Source organism: Amycolatopsis sp. NPDC057786 (assembly GCF_042797905.1).
Classification (GTDB): domain Bacteria; phylum Actinomycetota; class Actinomycetes; order Mycobacteriales; family Pseudonocardiaceae; genus Amycolatopsis.
In genome coordinates, this window is record NZ_JBHVKW010000005.1 from 182,235 (window position 1) to 196,941 (window position 14,707).

The following is a 14,707-nucleotide window of genomic DNA, read 5'->3' on the forward strand; positions in this document are numbered from 1 at the left end:
CGTCCCCAGAATCGACCACTACCGCAGGGCCGCGGCGGGGCAGGCGGCCCACGTCGTCCACAGTGGACGATAACCCTGCCGGTGCCAGAACACCGGGGAGAGCGGATTGGCCGGATTGTACGAGACGAAGGTACCGCGCAGCGACGGCGAGAACAGCTCGTCGTGCGCGACGGCGGTCAGCGCGCGCCCGATCCCTCGCCCCCGCGCGGCCGCGGTCACCGCGAGCGTTCCGACGTAGCCCCACTCACCGGGCGGCAGCCGCCCGGCGAGCGCGTCACCGGGGGCCGGGGAGCGCTTCCCGCCGGTCACCATCCCGACCGTGACGCCTTCCTCTTCGGCGATCCAGACGCGGCCGCCGAACTGCAGGCCGCGCCGGACCTCTTCCGCGAGCAGGGCCTCGGCCCCCGGTCTGACGACACCATGGCCGACCAGCGAGGTGTAGCGGAGTTCTTCGAAGCGCAGGCCGACGATCTCTTCCAGGTCGCCGTGGGTCGACGCGCGGATGGTCACGCCGGGGACGGAATACGCCTCGCCCGCCGCGGGCGCGCGGACGGCCAGCGCCAGTTGCGGCGCGAGCCCGTGGTCGAGCAGGGCCCGCGACACCGCGACGTCACGGCTGGGCCAGGTGACCGTGCACGACGAATCGGGTTCGGCGTCGGCGAGCGCGATCCGCTCGCGCCAGGCGGAGAGCAGCGCGCTCATCCCGGCGCCGGCGTCGAGCGGGAGGACCGCGGAAAGGATCTGCAGATGGGCCGGGCTCCAGAGCCGTTGCCAGGAACCCGCCGCGAACCGGACGTGCGCGATCGTCCCGAAGGCACCGTCCGCTTCGACGGGTTCTCCGGCCGGGAGCGGAGGCGGCGGCGGGAGCAACGGATCGAGCGCGGCGAACCGCGCCCGCTGCCGCTCCGCCGCCGGGGTCATCCCCGCTGGGTGCGGAAGATCGCCGTGCCGGGGAAGAGCTTGCCGCGCAACGGGCTCCACTGCCCCCACGTGCGGGAGTGGCCCTCCGGCCAGGCGGGCTCGATGAGGTCGGTCAGCGCGAACCCGGCGTCGGCGAGCGCGCGGACGTAGTCGCCGAGGGTGCGGTGGTACTCGACGTAGGTCGCGACGCCCTCTTCGTCGACCTCGACGTAGGGCGTGCGGTCGAAATACGGCTGGGTGACGGTGAGGCCCTGCGGCCCGGGGTCGTCGGGGAAGATCCAGCGCATCGGATGCGTCACCGAGAACACCCAGCGGCCACCCGGCCGGAGGATCCGGTGCACCTCGGCGAACACGACGTCCACCGACGCCACGAACGGCACCGCGCCGAAGGCCGAGCAGGCCGCGTCGAAGCTCGCGTCGGCGAACGGGAGCGACTCCGCCGTCGCCTGCACGAGCGGGACGGGGGTGCCGGTGCGCTCGTTGCCCTCTTTCGCGTGCCGGAGCATGCCGCCCGACAGGTCGGTCGCCACCGCGTCGGCGCCCTGCGTGGCGAGCCAGCGCGAGCAGGCCGCCTGTCCGCAGCCGACCTCGAGGATCCGTTTGCCGCCGACTTCACCCAGAAGCGCGACGTCGGCCTCGCGGACGCCCTCCGGGCACCAGACGAAGTCCGCGTCGCCGAGGAAGCCGCCGTGCGTGGCCTGGTAGTCGTCGGCGTCGGCGTCCCACCACGCCAGGTTCGCGGCGGTGGCCTCCGGCGCCGAGACCGCCCGGTAGGCGACCCCCGCGGTGCCGAGCCGCTCCTCGGCCTCTGCGTGCCGTTCGGGCTCGGTGACGGACTGCTGGCTCAAACCGATATCCTTTCCCCAGGTCAGGGCTTCGCGGGACAGTTTATCCGCCCGCCGTGATCGTGGGGGCGACCCTGATTGTGCCGTGTACAGGGGGCCGCGTAGGATATCTGTTAGCGCAGTGGGTTCGCGCTACTCTTTCCCCCGGTTCGCTCAGCGTCCGGGTCAGGGGGTCGCGTACCGGATGCGGTGATGCTCGCGGTCGTTCCCTGTGGACGTTTGCTTATGCGGTCGCCTCATGTCGGAAGCCCATGGTGCCCTAACTGCAAACCCACTACTTCCCATCCACCGGAGCAACCCGCCTAATGACGACCGACACCGCCACCGCCCCGACCGCCCCCGCCGGGCCCCAGCAAGTCGCTATCAACGACATCGGGTCGGAGGAAGACTTCCTCGCTGCGATCGACAAGACGATCAAGTACTTCAACGATGGCGACATCGTCGAAGGAACCATCGTCAAGGTCGACCGTGACGAGGTCCTGCTCGACATCGGCTACAAGACCGAGGGTGTCATCCCCTCGCGCGAGCTCTCCATCAAGCACGATGTCGACCCGGCTGAGGTTGTCACCGTCGGCGATGAGGTCGAAGCCCTGGTCCTCCAGAAGGAGGACAAGGAAGGCCGTCTGATCCTGTCCAAGAAGCGTGCGCAGTACGAGCGCGCCTGGGGCACGATCGAGGAGCTCAAGGAGAAGGACGAGCCCGTCAAGGGCACCGTCATCGAGGTCGTCAAGGGCGGCCTCATCCTGGACATCGGCCTCCGCGGCTTCCTGCCCGCGTCGCTGGTCGAGATGCGCCGCGTGCGCGACCTGCAGCCGTACGTCGGCCGCGAGCTCGAGGCGAAGATCATCGAGCTGGACAAGAACCGCAACAACGTGGTCCTGTCCCGCCGCGCCTACCTGGAGCAGACCCAGTCCGAGGTGCGCAGCGAGTTCCTCAACGCGCTCGCCAAGGGCCAGGTCCGCAAGGGCGTCGTGTCGTCCATCGTCAACTTCGGTGCCTTCGTGGACCTGGGTGGCGTCGACGGCCTGGTGCACGTCTCCGAGCTGTCCTGGAAGCACATCGACCACCCGTCCGAGGTCGTCGAGGTCGGCCAGGAGGTCACGGTCGAGGTTCTGGACGTCGACATGGACCGCGAGCGCGTCTCGCTGTCGCTGAAGGCGACCCAGGAAGACCCGTGGCGTCAGTTCGCCCGCACCCACGCGATCGGCCAGATCGTGCCGGGCAAGGTCACCAAGCTCGTCCCGTTCGGTGCGTTCGTGCGCGTCGAGGAGGGCATCGAGGGCCTGGTGCACATCTCCGAGCTGGCCGAGCGCCACGTGGAGATCCCGGAGCAGGTCGTCCAGGTCAACGGCGACGTGATGGTCAAGGTCATCGACATCGACCTCGAGCGTCGTCGCATCTCGCTGTCGCTGAAGCAGGCGAACGAGGGCGTCACGCCGGAGACCGAGTTCGACCCCACCCAGTACGGCATGGCCGCCGAGTACGACGCCGAGGGCAACTACATCTACCCCGAAGGCTTCGACCCGGACACCCAGGAGTGGCAGGAAGGCTTCGACAAGCAGCGTGAGGAGTGGGAGCGTCAGTACGCCGAGGCTCACACCCGCTACGAGGCTCACATGAAGCAGGTCCAGAAGGCAGCCGAGGCCGACGCCGAAGCCGCCGCGGACGCCGCGACCGGTGTCACCTCGAGCGACTCGGGCGAGCAGAGCTACACCTCCGCTCCGGCCGAGGCCAAGAGCGGTGGCACGCTCGCCAGCGACGAGCAGCTCGCGGCTCTCCGCGAGAAGCTGTCGGGCGGCGCTGCCTGATCCAGGCGCTCAGCCACTAGCTGACAGACAGCGGCCCCGGTCCACTTCGGACCGGGGCCGCTTTCTTGTCCGCGTTCAGTCCTCTGAATGCGTTCCTTGCACGCGCAACTACCGCATTCAGAGGACTGAATGCGGTAGAGGGGGAGCGGGAGTCAGGAGGTGGCGGTCCGGACCGACGGGACGGACGGCACCCAGATGCGTTCGAGCGCCGCGGCGCGGGCCTTGCGGCGGAGTCCGGCGAAGCTGTGCTTGGCGGGAACGAGGAGCGCGCTCAGCCACGTACGCCGGTATTCGGCGAGGGCGTCGGCCACGGGACGATGGAGGACACAGTGCACCAGGCCCGGCGTTCCGAGCCGGTGCCTTCCGACGTGCTTACCGTCTGCCATCTTTCCTCCGTGTGGGCTACCTTCGCCGCGCACGGTACGCAATCAAGCGTCCGAAGCCCGGTAACCGACCGGCGTGCCACCCATAAAGGTTGAGTCTCGCGTCACTATGAACTTGCCTTTTGCATCCGTCTGTGCCGGATGTGCGCATCTCGTGACCCTGCGCGGTCGGGCCGGGTCGCGCCACTAGGCTGATCGCCATGCTGCGTGTGGGCCTGACCGGCGGGATCGGCGCCGGAAAATCGACGGTGGCGAACCGGCTTTCCGAGCACGGCGCCGTCCTCATCGACTCCGACAAGATCGCCAGGGAGGTCGTCGAGCCGGGGACACCGGGGCTCGCCGACCTCGTCGAGGCGTTCGGCGAAGACATCCTCGCCGCCGACGGCGCGCTGGACCGGGCCGCGCTCGCCGCCAAGGCGTTCGCCGGCGAAGAGTCCCGCAAGCGGCTGAACTCGATCGTCCATCCGAGGGTCGGCGCCAGGACGGCCGAGCTGATGGCGGCCGCGGCGCCGGACGCGATCATCGTCCACGACATCCCGCTGCTGGTCGAAGGCGGGCTCGCGCCGATGTACCACCTCGTCGTCATGGTCGACGCGCCGGAGGAGGTCCGGGTCCGCCGCCTGGTCGAGGCGCGGGGCATGGCCGAGAACGACGCGCGCGCCAGGATCAAGGCGCAGGCAACGACCGATCAGCGCCGGGCCGTGGCCGACGTCTGGTTCGACAACAGCGGCGCGCCCGACATCGTGCTCGCCGAGGTCGACGCGCTGTGGGCGGACAGGCTGACCCCGTTCGAGGCGAACGTGCGGCTCCGCAAGCCGCGTGCGCCGATGTCGCCGAAGATCGCGCCGTACGACGAGACCTGGCCCGCGCAGGCCGAGCGCGCGCTCGCGCGGATCCGCGTGGTGGCCGGTGACAACGCCGTGCGGGTCGATCACATCGGTTCGACGTCCGTGCCGGGGCTGCCCGCCAAGGACATCCTCGATCTCCAGCTGACCGTGTCCACTTTGGACAAGGCGGACGAGCTGGCCGACACGCTCTCCGACGCGGGGTTCCCCCGGGCGGAGGGGGAGTGGTTCGACGACGCGCACGGTGAAGAGGGCACCTGGCCCAAGCGGTTCCATTTCGGGGGCGATCCCCGCCGTCCGGTCAACCTGCACGTCCGCTCGCAGGAGACGCCGGCCTGGCGCCTCGCGCTGCTGTTCCCGGAGTGGCTGCGGCAGAACCCGGACGAGCGCGACGCCTACGCGGCGGTCAAGAACGCCATGGCCGCGAAACACGCCGGCGACGGGACGGTCGAGCGGTACACCGACGAGAAGCAGGGCTGGGTCGACGCGGCCTTCACCCGGGCCGAGGCGTGGGCGGACTCGACCGGCTGGACCCCGTAGGCCTCAGCCGCCGAGCAGTCCCCGCGCGAAAGCGGTCGCGACCGCGGCCGCGCGATCCTTCACCCCGAGCTTCGCGTACGCGTGCACGAGGTGCGTCTTGACCGTGGCCTCGCTGATGAACAGCAGTTTCGCGGCCTCCTTGTTGGTCGACCCACGCGAGATCAGAGCGAGGACTTCGAGCTCCCGCTTGCTCAGTGGTTCCGGGGTGGGCGCGCGCATCCTGCCCAGGATCAGATCGGCGACGGCGGGGGAGAGCACGGCCTCGCCGCGCGCCGTCGCCCGGACCGCGCGGAAGAGCTCCTCGCGAGGAGCGTCCTTGAGCAGGTAGCCGGTCGCACCGGCTTCGATCGCCGGGATGACGTCGGTGTCGGTGTCGTAGGTCGTCAGCACGAGGATCCGCGCGGGATTGCCTAGCTGTGCCAGCTTCGCGATCGCGGCGACCCCACCGGAGCCCGGCATCCGCAGATCCATCAGCACGACGTCGGGGCGGAGTTTCTCCGTCAACGCGACGGCTTCGTCACCGGAGGACGCCTCGCCGAGCACCTCGAATCCCTGGTCGGCGGTGAAGATGCCGCGCAGCCCGTCGCGGACGATGGGGTGGTCGTCGGTGATCAGCAGCGTGATCGTCATACCCCGGCCTCCAATGCGATGGCGGGCAGATCGGCCGACACGGCCGTTCCGCCGCCCGGCTCGGATTCGACGTGCAGTGTTCCCGCCAGCCTGGCGACACGGGCGCGCATCCCGGGGATGCCGAAACCTTCGCCCGCCGCGTCCGGTTCGAAGCCCTTCCCGTCGTCCCGGACGTCGACGGTCACCTGATCGCCCATGTAGGACAACGTGAGCCCCACGATCGTGGCGGCGGCGTGCTTCTCTACGTTGGCCAGCCCTTCCTGCGTGATCCGCAGCAGCGTCGCTTCGATCTCGGGATGCAGCGCCCGCGTGGTCCCGGTGGTGGTGAACCGGACCTCGACACCGGTCCGGTCGCTCCATCTCCGGGAGACCTCGCCAAGCGCCTCGGGCAGGGTCGCGGCGGACAGCGGCTGCGGGCCGAGCGCCCGCACGGAACGCCGGGCGGCGGTCAGGTTCTCCCGCGCCAAGGTCATCGCGGAGCCGACGTGCCGCTGCCATTCCGCGGGATCGCCCTTCGCCTCGGCGGCCGCCTCCAGCTGGGTGATGATCCCGGTGAAGCCCTGGGCGAGCGTGTCGTGGATTTCCTGGCTCAACCGCTGACGCTCGTCGAGGACACCGGTTTCGTGCGCCTGGCTCAGCAGTTGCCGTTGCAGTACCGCGTTCTCTTCCTGGGTGGCGGCCAGTTCGTCGAGCACGCGCTTGCGCTCCGCGTGCTGCCGTGCCATCGCCGCCGAGACGAGCCCGCCCCCGCCGACGGCGGCCGTCTGCACCAGCGTGACCACGGTCCACAGCGCGGGCTGGTCGGCGAACGCCCGCAGCGGGCCGCCGTTGGGGATCGTGTTGATCAGCGCGGAGACCACGAAGATCCCGGCCAGCGCCAGCGGGGCCGGCCGCAGGCGCATCGCGTCGAAGAACCCGGTGATCATGAAGATGAGGAAGATCGTGTCGTGCGCTTCGAGCACTGCCGCGATCGCGACCAGTCCAGTGAAGGACACGGCGATCACGACCGGATGACCTTCCCAGCGCTCCGGCAATAGCGTGGAGGTGAGCAGGAGCCAGACGGCCGCGATCCCGGCCAGTCCCAGGGTGCGCAGTGGGTCGTGGCCGGAGATCACGAGACTGAGCACTGTGCTGAGCGCGAGCAGCGCGTACGGCAGATACCTTTCGATCCGGCCGCCCCAAGGGCGCCACAGTGCCCCGCCGTCGTCAGGTGACGGCCACAGCGAGTCCTGCCACCGGATCCAGCTGGTCATACCCGGAATTCTCGCAGGCCCGGCCACGCCGTGGCCCAGGTTTCGGTATGGCCGGTGACCAGCCAGATCGGCATTCCCCGGCTCACGTTGCGGACGCCGGCCGCGTTGTCCACGCGGGAGACGATCCGGGCGTCGGTGAACGACCGCAGCAGCCGCGCCGGATCAGGCCCGACGAACAGGACGCTGTCCGCGGTCTCGGGCGGATGCCCGAAGTACCAGAAGCCCCGGCTGGGGCTGTACACGGCGGGAAGCCCGTAGTCGGCGCCGTACCGGTCCAGCGCTCCGGCCTGCCAGTACCCGGCCGTGACGAGCGTGGTGCGCGCCCGCTGGTCCGGCGGGAGCCGGTGATAGGCGTCCGCGACGGAACGCGCCAGATCCGGCCAGCCGATCTCCTCCAGCGCGTACGCCGGGCGCGGGACGTCCCGGCCTTCCGCGAGCCAGGCGGACGGCCACACCGGTAAGGCGTACGGGAGCGTGTACAGCGCGGAAAGCAGGAACACCGGCCAGGTCGGGATCCAGCGGAACCACCGGGAGGGCCGTAACTGTCCGAAGTGGACGGCGGCGCCCGCCCAGAGCACGCCGAACATTCCCGCCGCGTAGTAGTACCGGCCGTTCGACAGGATGAACAGCGCGATCACGCCGACCGCGGTCCAGCCGAGGAACCGGTACTCGCGCAGCCTGGGCGAGAACAGCAGGACCCAGAGTCCATAAAGGACACCGACGACACCGATGCCGAGGCCCGCGCCGGTCAGCAGGGCGGGCAGGAATCCGGCGCGGCCGCTCCAGCCGCCGGTGGTCTCGTGCGCGATGACGTCGCCCATCTCCAGCTGCGGCCAGCCGTTCGCGGCCTGCCACCAGAGCGTCGGCACCATCGCGAGGGCGGCGATCCCCGCACCGAGCCAGAGTTTGGGCCTGCGCAAGAGATCCCGGGGGCCGAAGACCAGGATCGCGACCCCGGCGGCGACCCAGAACGTCGCGATCAGGAGCTTGACGTTCAAGGCGACGGCGGTCGCCACGCCCAGCCACAGCAGCAAATCGTCGTCACGGGTCCGCATCCACCGCACGAGCAGCCAGGCGATGAGCGTCCACAGCGCCGGGTCGATCGTCGAGGTGGCCAGGTAGTGCCCGCTGCCGAGGAACTGACCGCAGATCGCGTACGCGGCGGCTGCGCGGGTCTGCGCCCGGCGGTCCCCGCCCATCTCGTAGGCGATGAGCCCGGTGAACACGACACCGGCGGCCGTCGCGAGGACGGCGGGCAGGCGGAAGACGAAGACGTTGCCGGGCGCGAGCGTGTCCATCGCCAGCGCCAGAACCGGAAGAACCGGCGGCTGGTCCGCGTAACCCCAGGCCAGCCGCTTGCCCGCGGAGAGGAAGTACAGTTCGTCGCCGAAGTAGCCGTACCGCCACGCCGTCGCCATCAGGACCGCCGCGGCCGCGGCGGCGAGGAGCCCCACCGGGAGCCGGGCGAACGCCGCACTGGACACGGTCGGTGTTTCGGCCGCGCGGGCGGCTTCCATCCATTCCTCGCAGATCATTCGGGTGCCGGTCCTCTCGCACCTTACGTGCCACCGGCGTGGCGCGTCGGTCGTGAGAGGACCGGTGGGGCTCAGAAGCCCCAGTCCGTGAGTTTCGGCCACACCGTGTCCCAACTCCCGTTCCGGCCGGTGGCCAGCCAGATCTTCATGCCCTGACTCACGTTCTGGATCCCGGCCCCGTTGTCGAGCGCGCCGACCTCGCGCACCTGAGTGAAGTACGGCACAAGCCCCGAAGGATCGTTTCCGACGAACAGGATGTCCCGTGCCGATTCCGGCGGCCTCGGCAGCGTCACGTAGCCGCGGTTGGGACTCGACGGCGACGGAAGACCGAGCTCCGGTCCATAGTGGTCGATGGCGCCTGCCTGCCAGTACTTCGCCGTGACGACACCGGTCCGGGACGGATCGGGAACGGTCCGGTACACCCGCGCCACCGACTCCGTGATCTCCCGCCAGCCGACCTCTTCGACGGCGAAGATCGGCCGCGCCCACACCGGAGCGCTCGCCAGCTGCGCACGCGGGAGGACCGGGAGTGCCTGCGGGATCGCGATCGCCGCGGCCACGACGTACACGGGCCAGGTGGTGATCCAGCGCCAGTACTTCGACGCCTGGCCCGCCTCGATCTCCACCGCCGCCACCGCGAACAGCGGGGCGAACATCCCTGCCGCGTAGTAGTAGCGCCCGTTCGCCAGCAGGAACAGGGCGAGCACGCCGAGCGCGGTCCAGCCGAGGAACCGGTACGGCCGCAGGCGTTCGGACCGCAGCAGGCGCCACAGTCCATAGCAGACCAGGATCGCTCCCACGGGTACTCCGGCGCTCAGCACCAGCGTCGGGACGAAGGTGACCCGCCCGCCCCAGCCTTCCGAGACCTCCTGGGAGATCGCCGCGCCCATGGTCAGCTGCGGCCATCCGTTCGCCGCCTGCCAGACCAGGGTGGGTGCGATCATCGCGGCGGCGATCAGCGCGCCGAGCCACAGCGCCGGACGGCGGACGAGGTCACGGGGCCCGAACGCCACCGCGGCGGCCAGTACGACGACCCAGAAGCCCCCGACGAGGAACTTCGTGTTCAGGGCGAACCCGGTCGCCACACCGGCCCAGACCAGGAGATTGTCCGTCCGGGTCCGCACCCAGCGGACGAGCAGCCAGATCAGCAGTGCCCACAGGAACGGGTCGATCGTGCTGGTCGCCAGGTAGTGCCCGCCGCCGAGCATCTGGAGGGACACCGCGAACGTGGCCGCCGCGATGGTCTGCGCTTTGCGGCCGCCGCCCAGTTCCCTGGCGATGAGCGCGGTCAGCACGACGCCTGCCAGCATCGCCAGCATGGCCGGGATCCGCAGGACGAACGGCGAATCGGCGCCGAACGCGTCCATCAGGCGGGCCAGCAGCGGCAACAGCGGCGGCTGGTCGGCATACCCCAGTCCAGATGCCGACCGGCCGCCAGGAAGTACAGCTCGTCGCCGAAGTAGCCGTAGCGGTCGGCCGTCGCCGCGAGGACCGCCCCCATCGCCCCGGCGATCACCAGCACCGGTGTCCTGGCGAACGGCGCGACCTCCGCGGGTTCCCGCCCACCGGACCGTTCCCGGAGTCCCTCGGCCTTCATGACCACGGGTATCCGCCCCCTCTCGATCGGTTACGTCCTTGATCGAGAGTCCCGTGACGCCGCCTCTCTGTGGATCCATCGGCCGGTCAGGATCGGTTCATCCAAGGGATGAGCCAGGATCAACCGATCGATGGATGCCGAGAGGTCAGTGCCGTCGCCAGCCGAGTGAGATGTCCTTTGTGGACAGCCAGCCGCGCAGGTCGTGGCCGTGCGTGGCCAGTCCGTCGACGGTCGTGTGGCTGACGCCGAGCGCGCGTTCGCCGTCGGCGGGGGAGAGCAGCCCGGCGGTGACCGCGGCGAGGAGTTCGTCGGTGTCGATCACCTGGACGGATTTCTTGTCCCGCAGGACGAGGTCGAGATAGAGGTCGGTGGCCACCCAGACGCCGCCTTCGCGGCGGATGTCGACGACGTCGAGATAGAAGTCCTGATCGCGTTCGTGGCCGGGGGTGAACCAGAAGTCGGTGATCCGCAGGCCGAGCTCCGGCAGCAGCCAGGACTCGATGTAGTGGAACTGGGTCCGCCCCGGCGTCGGCCGCGCCATGTAGAGGCCGAAGGGTTCTTCGCGGTATTCCTCGACGTCCCTCACGATGCCCTTGGGGTCCGTGTTGGTCTTCGCGGCCGGGTCGAAGTACTCGACCTTGGGCGGATGCAGCGCGGTCATCCGCTCATCTTGGAAGGCGGCGCCGCCCGCGAACACCGCCCAACCGGGTGGACGATCACGGTTTGCGGGTTCCGGGGGAGTAATGCCGCCTGGCCGGATAAGGTGCGCTGGTTCCGCCATCGGGGTGAGTGGGGAGTCGACGCATGTTCGGGATCATCAGGCCGTGCCGCCATCGGCTCTCCGCGGGTCTGCACGCGGACTGGCTCGCCCATCTCTGCGGTCTTTGCCTGGCGTTGCGGGACGAACACGGACATCTCGCCCGAATGGTGACGAACTATGACGGCCTGATCATCTCGGCGCTCGTCGAAGCCCAGTCACCGCGTGCGGAAGGACGTCGCGACGCCGGCCCCTGCCCGCTTCGGGCGATGAAGGGGACTTCGGTCGCGAAGGGCGGCGGCGCCCAGCTCGCGGCGGCGGTCTCCCTCGTGCTGGCGTCGGCCAAGATCAACGATCACGTCGAGGACCGTGACGGTGCCTTCGGGCGGCGTTCCGTCGCTCTCGCCGCGAGGCGGGTCGCGACGCGCTGGGCGGATCAGGGAAGCCGCACGGGGATCCGGGTCGGCTTCGACACAGCGGTCCTGACCGAGGCCGTCGACCGGCAGGCCGAGATCGAGAACGCCGTCCGGCTCGGTGATTCGGCCGTCCTCGCCACCGAGCCCGCCGAACTCGCGACGGCTGCCGCGTTCGCGCACACCGCCGTCCTGGCAGGTCGCCCGGAGAACGCCGCGCCGCTGGCCGAGGCCGGACGCTTGTTCGGCAGGGCCGCACACCTGCTCGACGCCGTCGAGGACCTCGCGGAGGACGAGGCCGCCGGCGCGTGGAACCCGTTGACGGCCACCGGGACCGGGCTCGCCGAGGCCCGGCGGTTGTGCGACGACGCGGTGCTCGGCGTCGAACTCGCCCTTCGCGAGGTGAAGTTCGATCAGCCCAAGCTGGTGCACGCGCTCCTGGTCCACGAACTGCGGCAGGCGGTGCGCCGGGCGTTCGGGCACAACCTCACCGGGCACGGCCACGGTCCGCAGCAGCCGCCGCCGGGCTGGATCGGGCCCGGCCCCCAGCCGCAGCAGCATCCCCACCAGCCCTATCCGCCCCAGCAGTACCCGCAGGGCGGCTACCAGGCGCCGCCTCCGCCGCCGGGCGCTCCCGGCAGCGGCCCGCCGCAGGAGCCGCCGAAGAAGAAGCGGAAGCACGGCGGCCCGCCGACCGATGGTCAGGGTGGGTGCTGCTGGACGCCGAAGTTCCGGGTACCCGCTCAGCCGAGGGGGTTCTTCTTCGGTTGCGCGGTGGCCACCTACATGTGCTGTTCGTGCCAGTTCTGCTGCCGGGACCCGTTCCCCGGGGCGTGGAGCGGCAAGCCGCACGAGGCCTGGTGCAACAACTGTGACGGTTGTGACTGCTGCAACTGTTGTGACTGCTCCTGCTGATCCCGACCAGGCGAAACGGAAACTGTCGGACCCAGCGCCTACTCTGGTTCTCGTGGCTTTCGCAACCGAACACCCCGTGCTCGCCCAGTCGGACTTCCGCCCCGTCACGGACATCCCCCGGACCGGCGGCCGGTTCGAGGTGGTCAGCGAGTACAAACCCGCCGGTGACCAGCCGGCGGCCATCGACGAGCTCGAACGCCGGATCAACGCGGGCGAGAAGGACGTCGTGCTGCTCGGCGCCACGGGTACCGGTAAGTCGGCGACGACGGCCTGGCTGATCGAGCGCGTCCAGCGCCCGACGCTGGTGATGGCGCCGAACAAGACGCTCGCCGCGCAGCTGGCGAACGAGCTGAGGGAGCTGTTCCCGCACAACGCGGTCGAATACTTCGTCAGTTACTACGACTACTACCAGCCCGAGGCGTACATCGCGCAGACGGACACCTACATCGAGAAGGACTCGTCGATCAACGACGACGTCGAGCGGCTGCGGCACTCGGCGACGATGAACCTGCTGTCCCGGCGCGACGTCATCGTGGTCGCGAGTGTCTCGTGCATCTACGGTCTCGGCACACCGCAGTCGTACCTCGACCGGTCGACGAAGCTGAAGGTCGGCGAGCAGCTCGACCGGGACGTCTTCCTTCGCGCGCTGGTGGACGTGCAGTACACCCGCAACGACATCGCCTTCGCGCGCGGCACCTTCCGCGCCCGCGGGGACACGGTCGAGATCATCCCGGCCTACGAGGAGCTGGCGATCCGCGTCGAGTTCTTCGGCGACGAGATCGAAAAGCTGTACTACCTGCACCCGCTCACCGGAGACATCGTCAAAGAGGTCGACGAGGTCCGCATCTTCCCGGCCACCCACTACGTCGCGGGCCCGGAGCGGATGGAGAAGGCCATCCGCGGCATCGAGGCCGAGCTCGAGGAGCGGCTGGCCGAGCTGGAGAAGCAGGGCAAACTTCTCGAGGCCCAGCGGCTGCGGATGCGCACCGCGTACGACATCGAGATGATGCGCCAGGTCGGGTTCTGCTCCGGCATCGAGAACTACTCGCGGCATATCGACGGCCGCGGCGCTGGCACCGCGCCCGCGACCCTCATCGACTACTTCCCGGAAGACTTCCTGCTGGTCATCGACGAGTCGCACCAGACCGTCCCGCAGATCGGCGGCATGTTCGAAGGCGACATGTCGCGGAAACGGAACCTGGTCGACTTCGGGTTCCGGCTCCCCAGCGCGGTCGACAACCGGCCGCTGACCTGGGAGGAGTTCACCGACCGGATCGGACAGACGGTGTACCTGTCGGCGACGCCGGGGCCGTACGAGATGGGGCAGGCGGGCGGCGAGTTCGTCGAGCAGGTCATCCGCCCGACCGGTCTGGTCGACCCGAAGGTGGTCGTGAAGCCCACCGAGGGCCAGATCGACGACCTGGTGCACGAGATCCGCGAGCGGGCCGAGAAGGACGAGCGCGTCCTGGTCACCACGCTCACCAAGAAGATGGCCGAGGACCTCACCGACTACCTGCTGGAGCTGGGCATCCGGGTGCGGTACCTGCACTCCGAGGTGGACACGCTGCGCCGGGTCGAGCTGCTGCGGCAGCTGCGCGCGGGCGATTACGACGTGCTGGTCGGCATCAACCTGCTCCGTGAGGGTCTCGACCTGCCCGAGGTCTCGCTGGTCGCGATCCTCGACGCGGACAAGGAGGGCTTCCTCCGCAGTGGCACGTCGCTGATCCAGACGATCGGCCGCGCCGCCCGGAACGTGTCGGGCGAAGTGCACATGTACGCGGACAAGATCACCGACTCGATGCAGCACGCCATCGACGAGACCGATCGCCGCCGCGCCAAGCAGGTCGCCTACAACAAGGAGCGGGGTGTCGACCCGCAGCCGCTGCGGAAGAAGATCGCCGACATCCTGGACCGCGTCTACAGCGAGGCCGAGGACACCGAGTCCGTCGCCGTCGGCGGTTCCGGCCGGAACTCTTCGCGCGGCAAGAAGCCCGAGCAGGGCGATCGCGTGCGCAGCTCCGGGATGCTCGCCGACAAGAACGTCGCCGGGATGCCGCGCGCCGAGCTGGCGGATCTCATCCAGCAGATGACCGACCAGATGATGCAGGCTGCGCGCGACCTGCAGTTCGAGCTGGCCGCCCGGCTGCGGGACGAGGTCGCGGACCTCAAGAAGGAGCTCCGGGGCATGGACGCGGCCGGCATCAAGTAGCCGCGCCGGCCGTCTGAAGTACATGAAGGCCCCCTTCCTTGCGCCTGGCGCAAGGA

11 protein-coding genes and 1 pseudogene are annotated in these 14,707 nt (G+C 69.7%); 4 read left to right on the forward strand and 8 right to left on the reverse strand.

Annotated features, from left to right (window positions below; all coding sequences use genetic code 11):
• Positions 1-18: 18 nt before the first annotated feature.
• Positions 19-921, reverse strand: a complete 903-nt coding sequence (locus ACFVM3_RS06100; RefSeq protein WP_378436043.1) for a GNAT family N-acetyltransferase — start codon at positions 919-921, stop codon at positions 19-21.
• Positions 918-1,769: a class I SAM-dependent methyltransferase gene (locus ACFVM3_RS06105; protein ID WP_378436045.1), complete on the reverse strand. Its 852-nt coding sequence runs from the start codon at positions 1,767-1,769 to the stop codon at positions 918-920. The genes ACFVM3_RS06100 and ACFVM3_RS06105 overlap by 4 nt, the downstream gene beginning before the upstream one ends.
• Positions 1,770-2,071: 302 nt before the next feature.
• On the opposite strand from ACFVM3_RS06105, the gene rpsA reads away from it, so the two are divergent.
• Entirely contained in the window at positions 2,072-3,574 is a 1,503-nt protein-coding gene (rpsA, locus tag ACFVM3_RS06110) for a 30S ribosomal protein S1 (protein ID WP_126734118.1), read from the forward strand.
• Between the two features lie 152 nt (positions 3,575-3,726).
• On the opposite strand, the gene ACFVM3_RS06115 is transcribed toward rpsA, so the two are convergent.
• Positions 3,727-3,960, reverse strand: coding sequence for a hypothetical protein (locus ACFVM3_RS06115; RefSeq protein WP_125682264.1), 234 nt, complete (start codon positions 3,958-3,960; stop codon positions 3,727-3,729).
• 197 nt (positions 3,961-4,157) lie between these two features.
• Between ACFVM3_RS06115 and coaE the strand changes: the two genes are divergently transcribed.
• On the forward strand, positions 4,158-5,342 hold the full coding sequence (gene coaE / locus ACFVM3_RS06120) for a dephospho-CoA kinase (RefSeq protein ID WP_378436047.1): 1,185 nt from the start codon (positions 4,158-4,160) through the stop codon (positions 5,340-5,342).
• 3 nt (positions 5,343-5,345) lie between these two features.
• Here coaE and ACFVM3_RS06125 read toward each other — a convergent pair whose 3' ends face one another.
• The 5 genes and pseudogenes from ACFVM3_RS06125 to ACFVM3_RS06145 form a co-directional block, all read right to left on the reverse strand.
• Positions 5,346-5,972 carry a response regulator gene (locus ACFVM3_RS06125; protein WP_378436049.1) on the reverse strand — a complete coding sequence of 209 codons (627 nt, stop codon included), beginning with the start codon at positions 5,970-5,972 and terminating at the stop codon, positions 5,346-5,348.
• Entirely contained in the window at positions 5,969-7,225 is a 1,257-nt protein-coding gene (locus ACFVM3_RS06130) for a sensor histidine kinase (RefSeq protein ID WP_378436051.1), read from the reverse strand. Before ACFVM3_RS06130 ends, ACFVM3_RS06125 begins: the two co-directional genes overlap by 4 nt.
• Positions 7,222-8,742 (reverse strand): ArnT family glycosyltransferase, encoded by a 1,521-nt coding sequence (locus ACFVM3_RS06135; RefSeq protein ID WP_378436069.1) that lies wholly within the window; start codon positions 8,740-8,742, stop codon positions 7,222-7,224. Before ACFVM3_RS06135 ends, ACFVM3_RS06130 begins: the two co-directional genes overlap by 4 nt.
• Before the next feature lie 89 nt (positions 8,743-8,831).
• Positions 8,832-10,436 (reverse strand): annotated as a pseudogene (locus tag ACFVM3_RS06140) (ArnT family glycosyltransferase).
• Positions 10,437-10,502: 66 nt separating this feature from the next.
• On the reverse strand, positions 10,503-11,018 hold the full coding sequence (locus tag ACFVM3_RS06145; RefSeq protein WP_378436053.1) for a DUF402 domain-containing protein: 516 nt from the start codon (positions 11,016-11,018) through the stop codon (positions 10,503-10,505).
• A gap of 143 nt (positions 11,019-11,161) precedes the next feature.
• Here ACFVM3_RS06145 and ACFVM3_RS06150 point away from each other — a divergent pair, with 143 nt between their 5' ends.
• Entirely contained in the window at positions 11,162-12,442 is a 1,281-nt protein-coding gene (locus tag ACFVM3_RS06150; RefSeq protein ID WP_378436055.1) for a DUF5685 family protein, read from the forward strand.
• 52 nt (positions 12,443-12,494) lie between these two features.
• Positions 12,495-14,651, forward strand: a complete 2,157-nt coding sequence (uvrB, locus tag ACFVM3_RS06155) for an excinuclease ABC subunit UvrB (protein WP_378436057.1) — start codon at positions 12,495-12,497, stop codon at positions 14,649-14,651.
• Positions 14,652-14,707 lie beyond the last annotated feature (56 nt).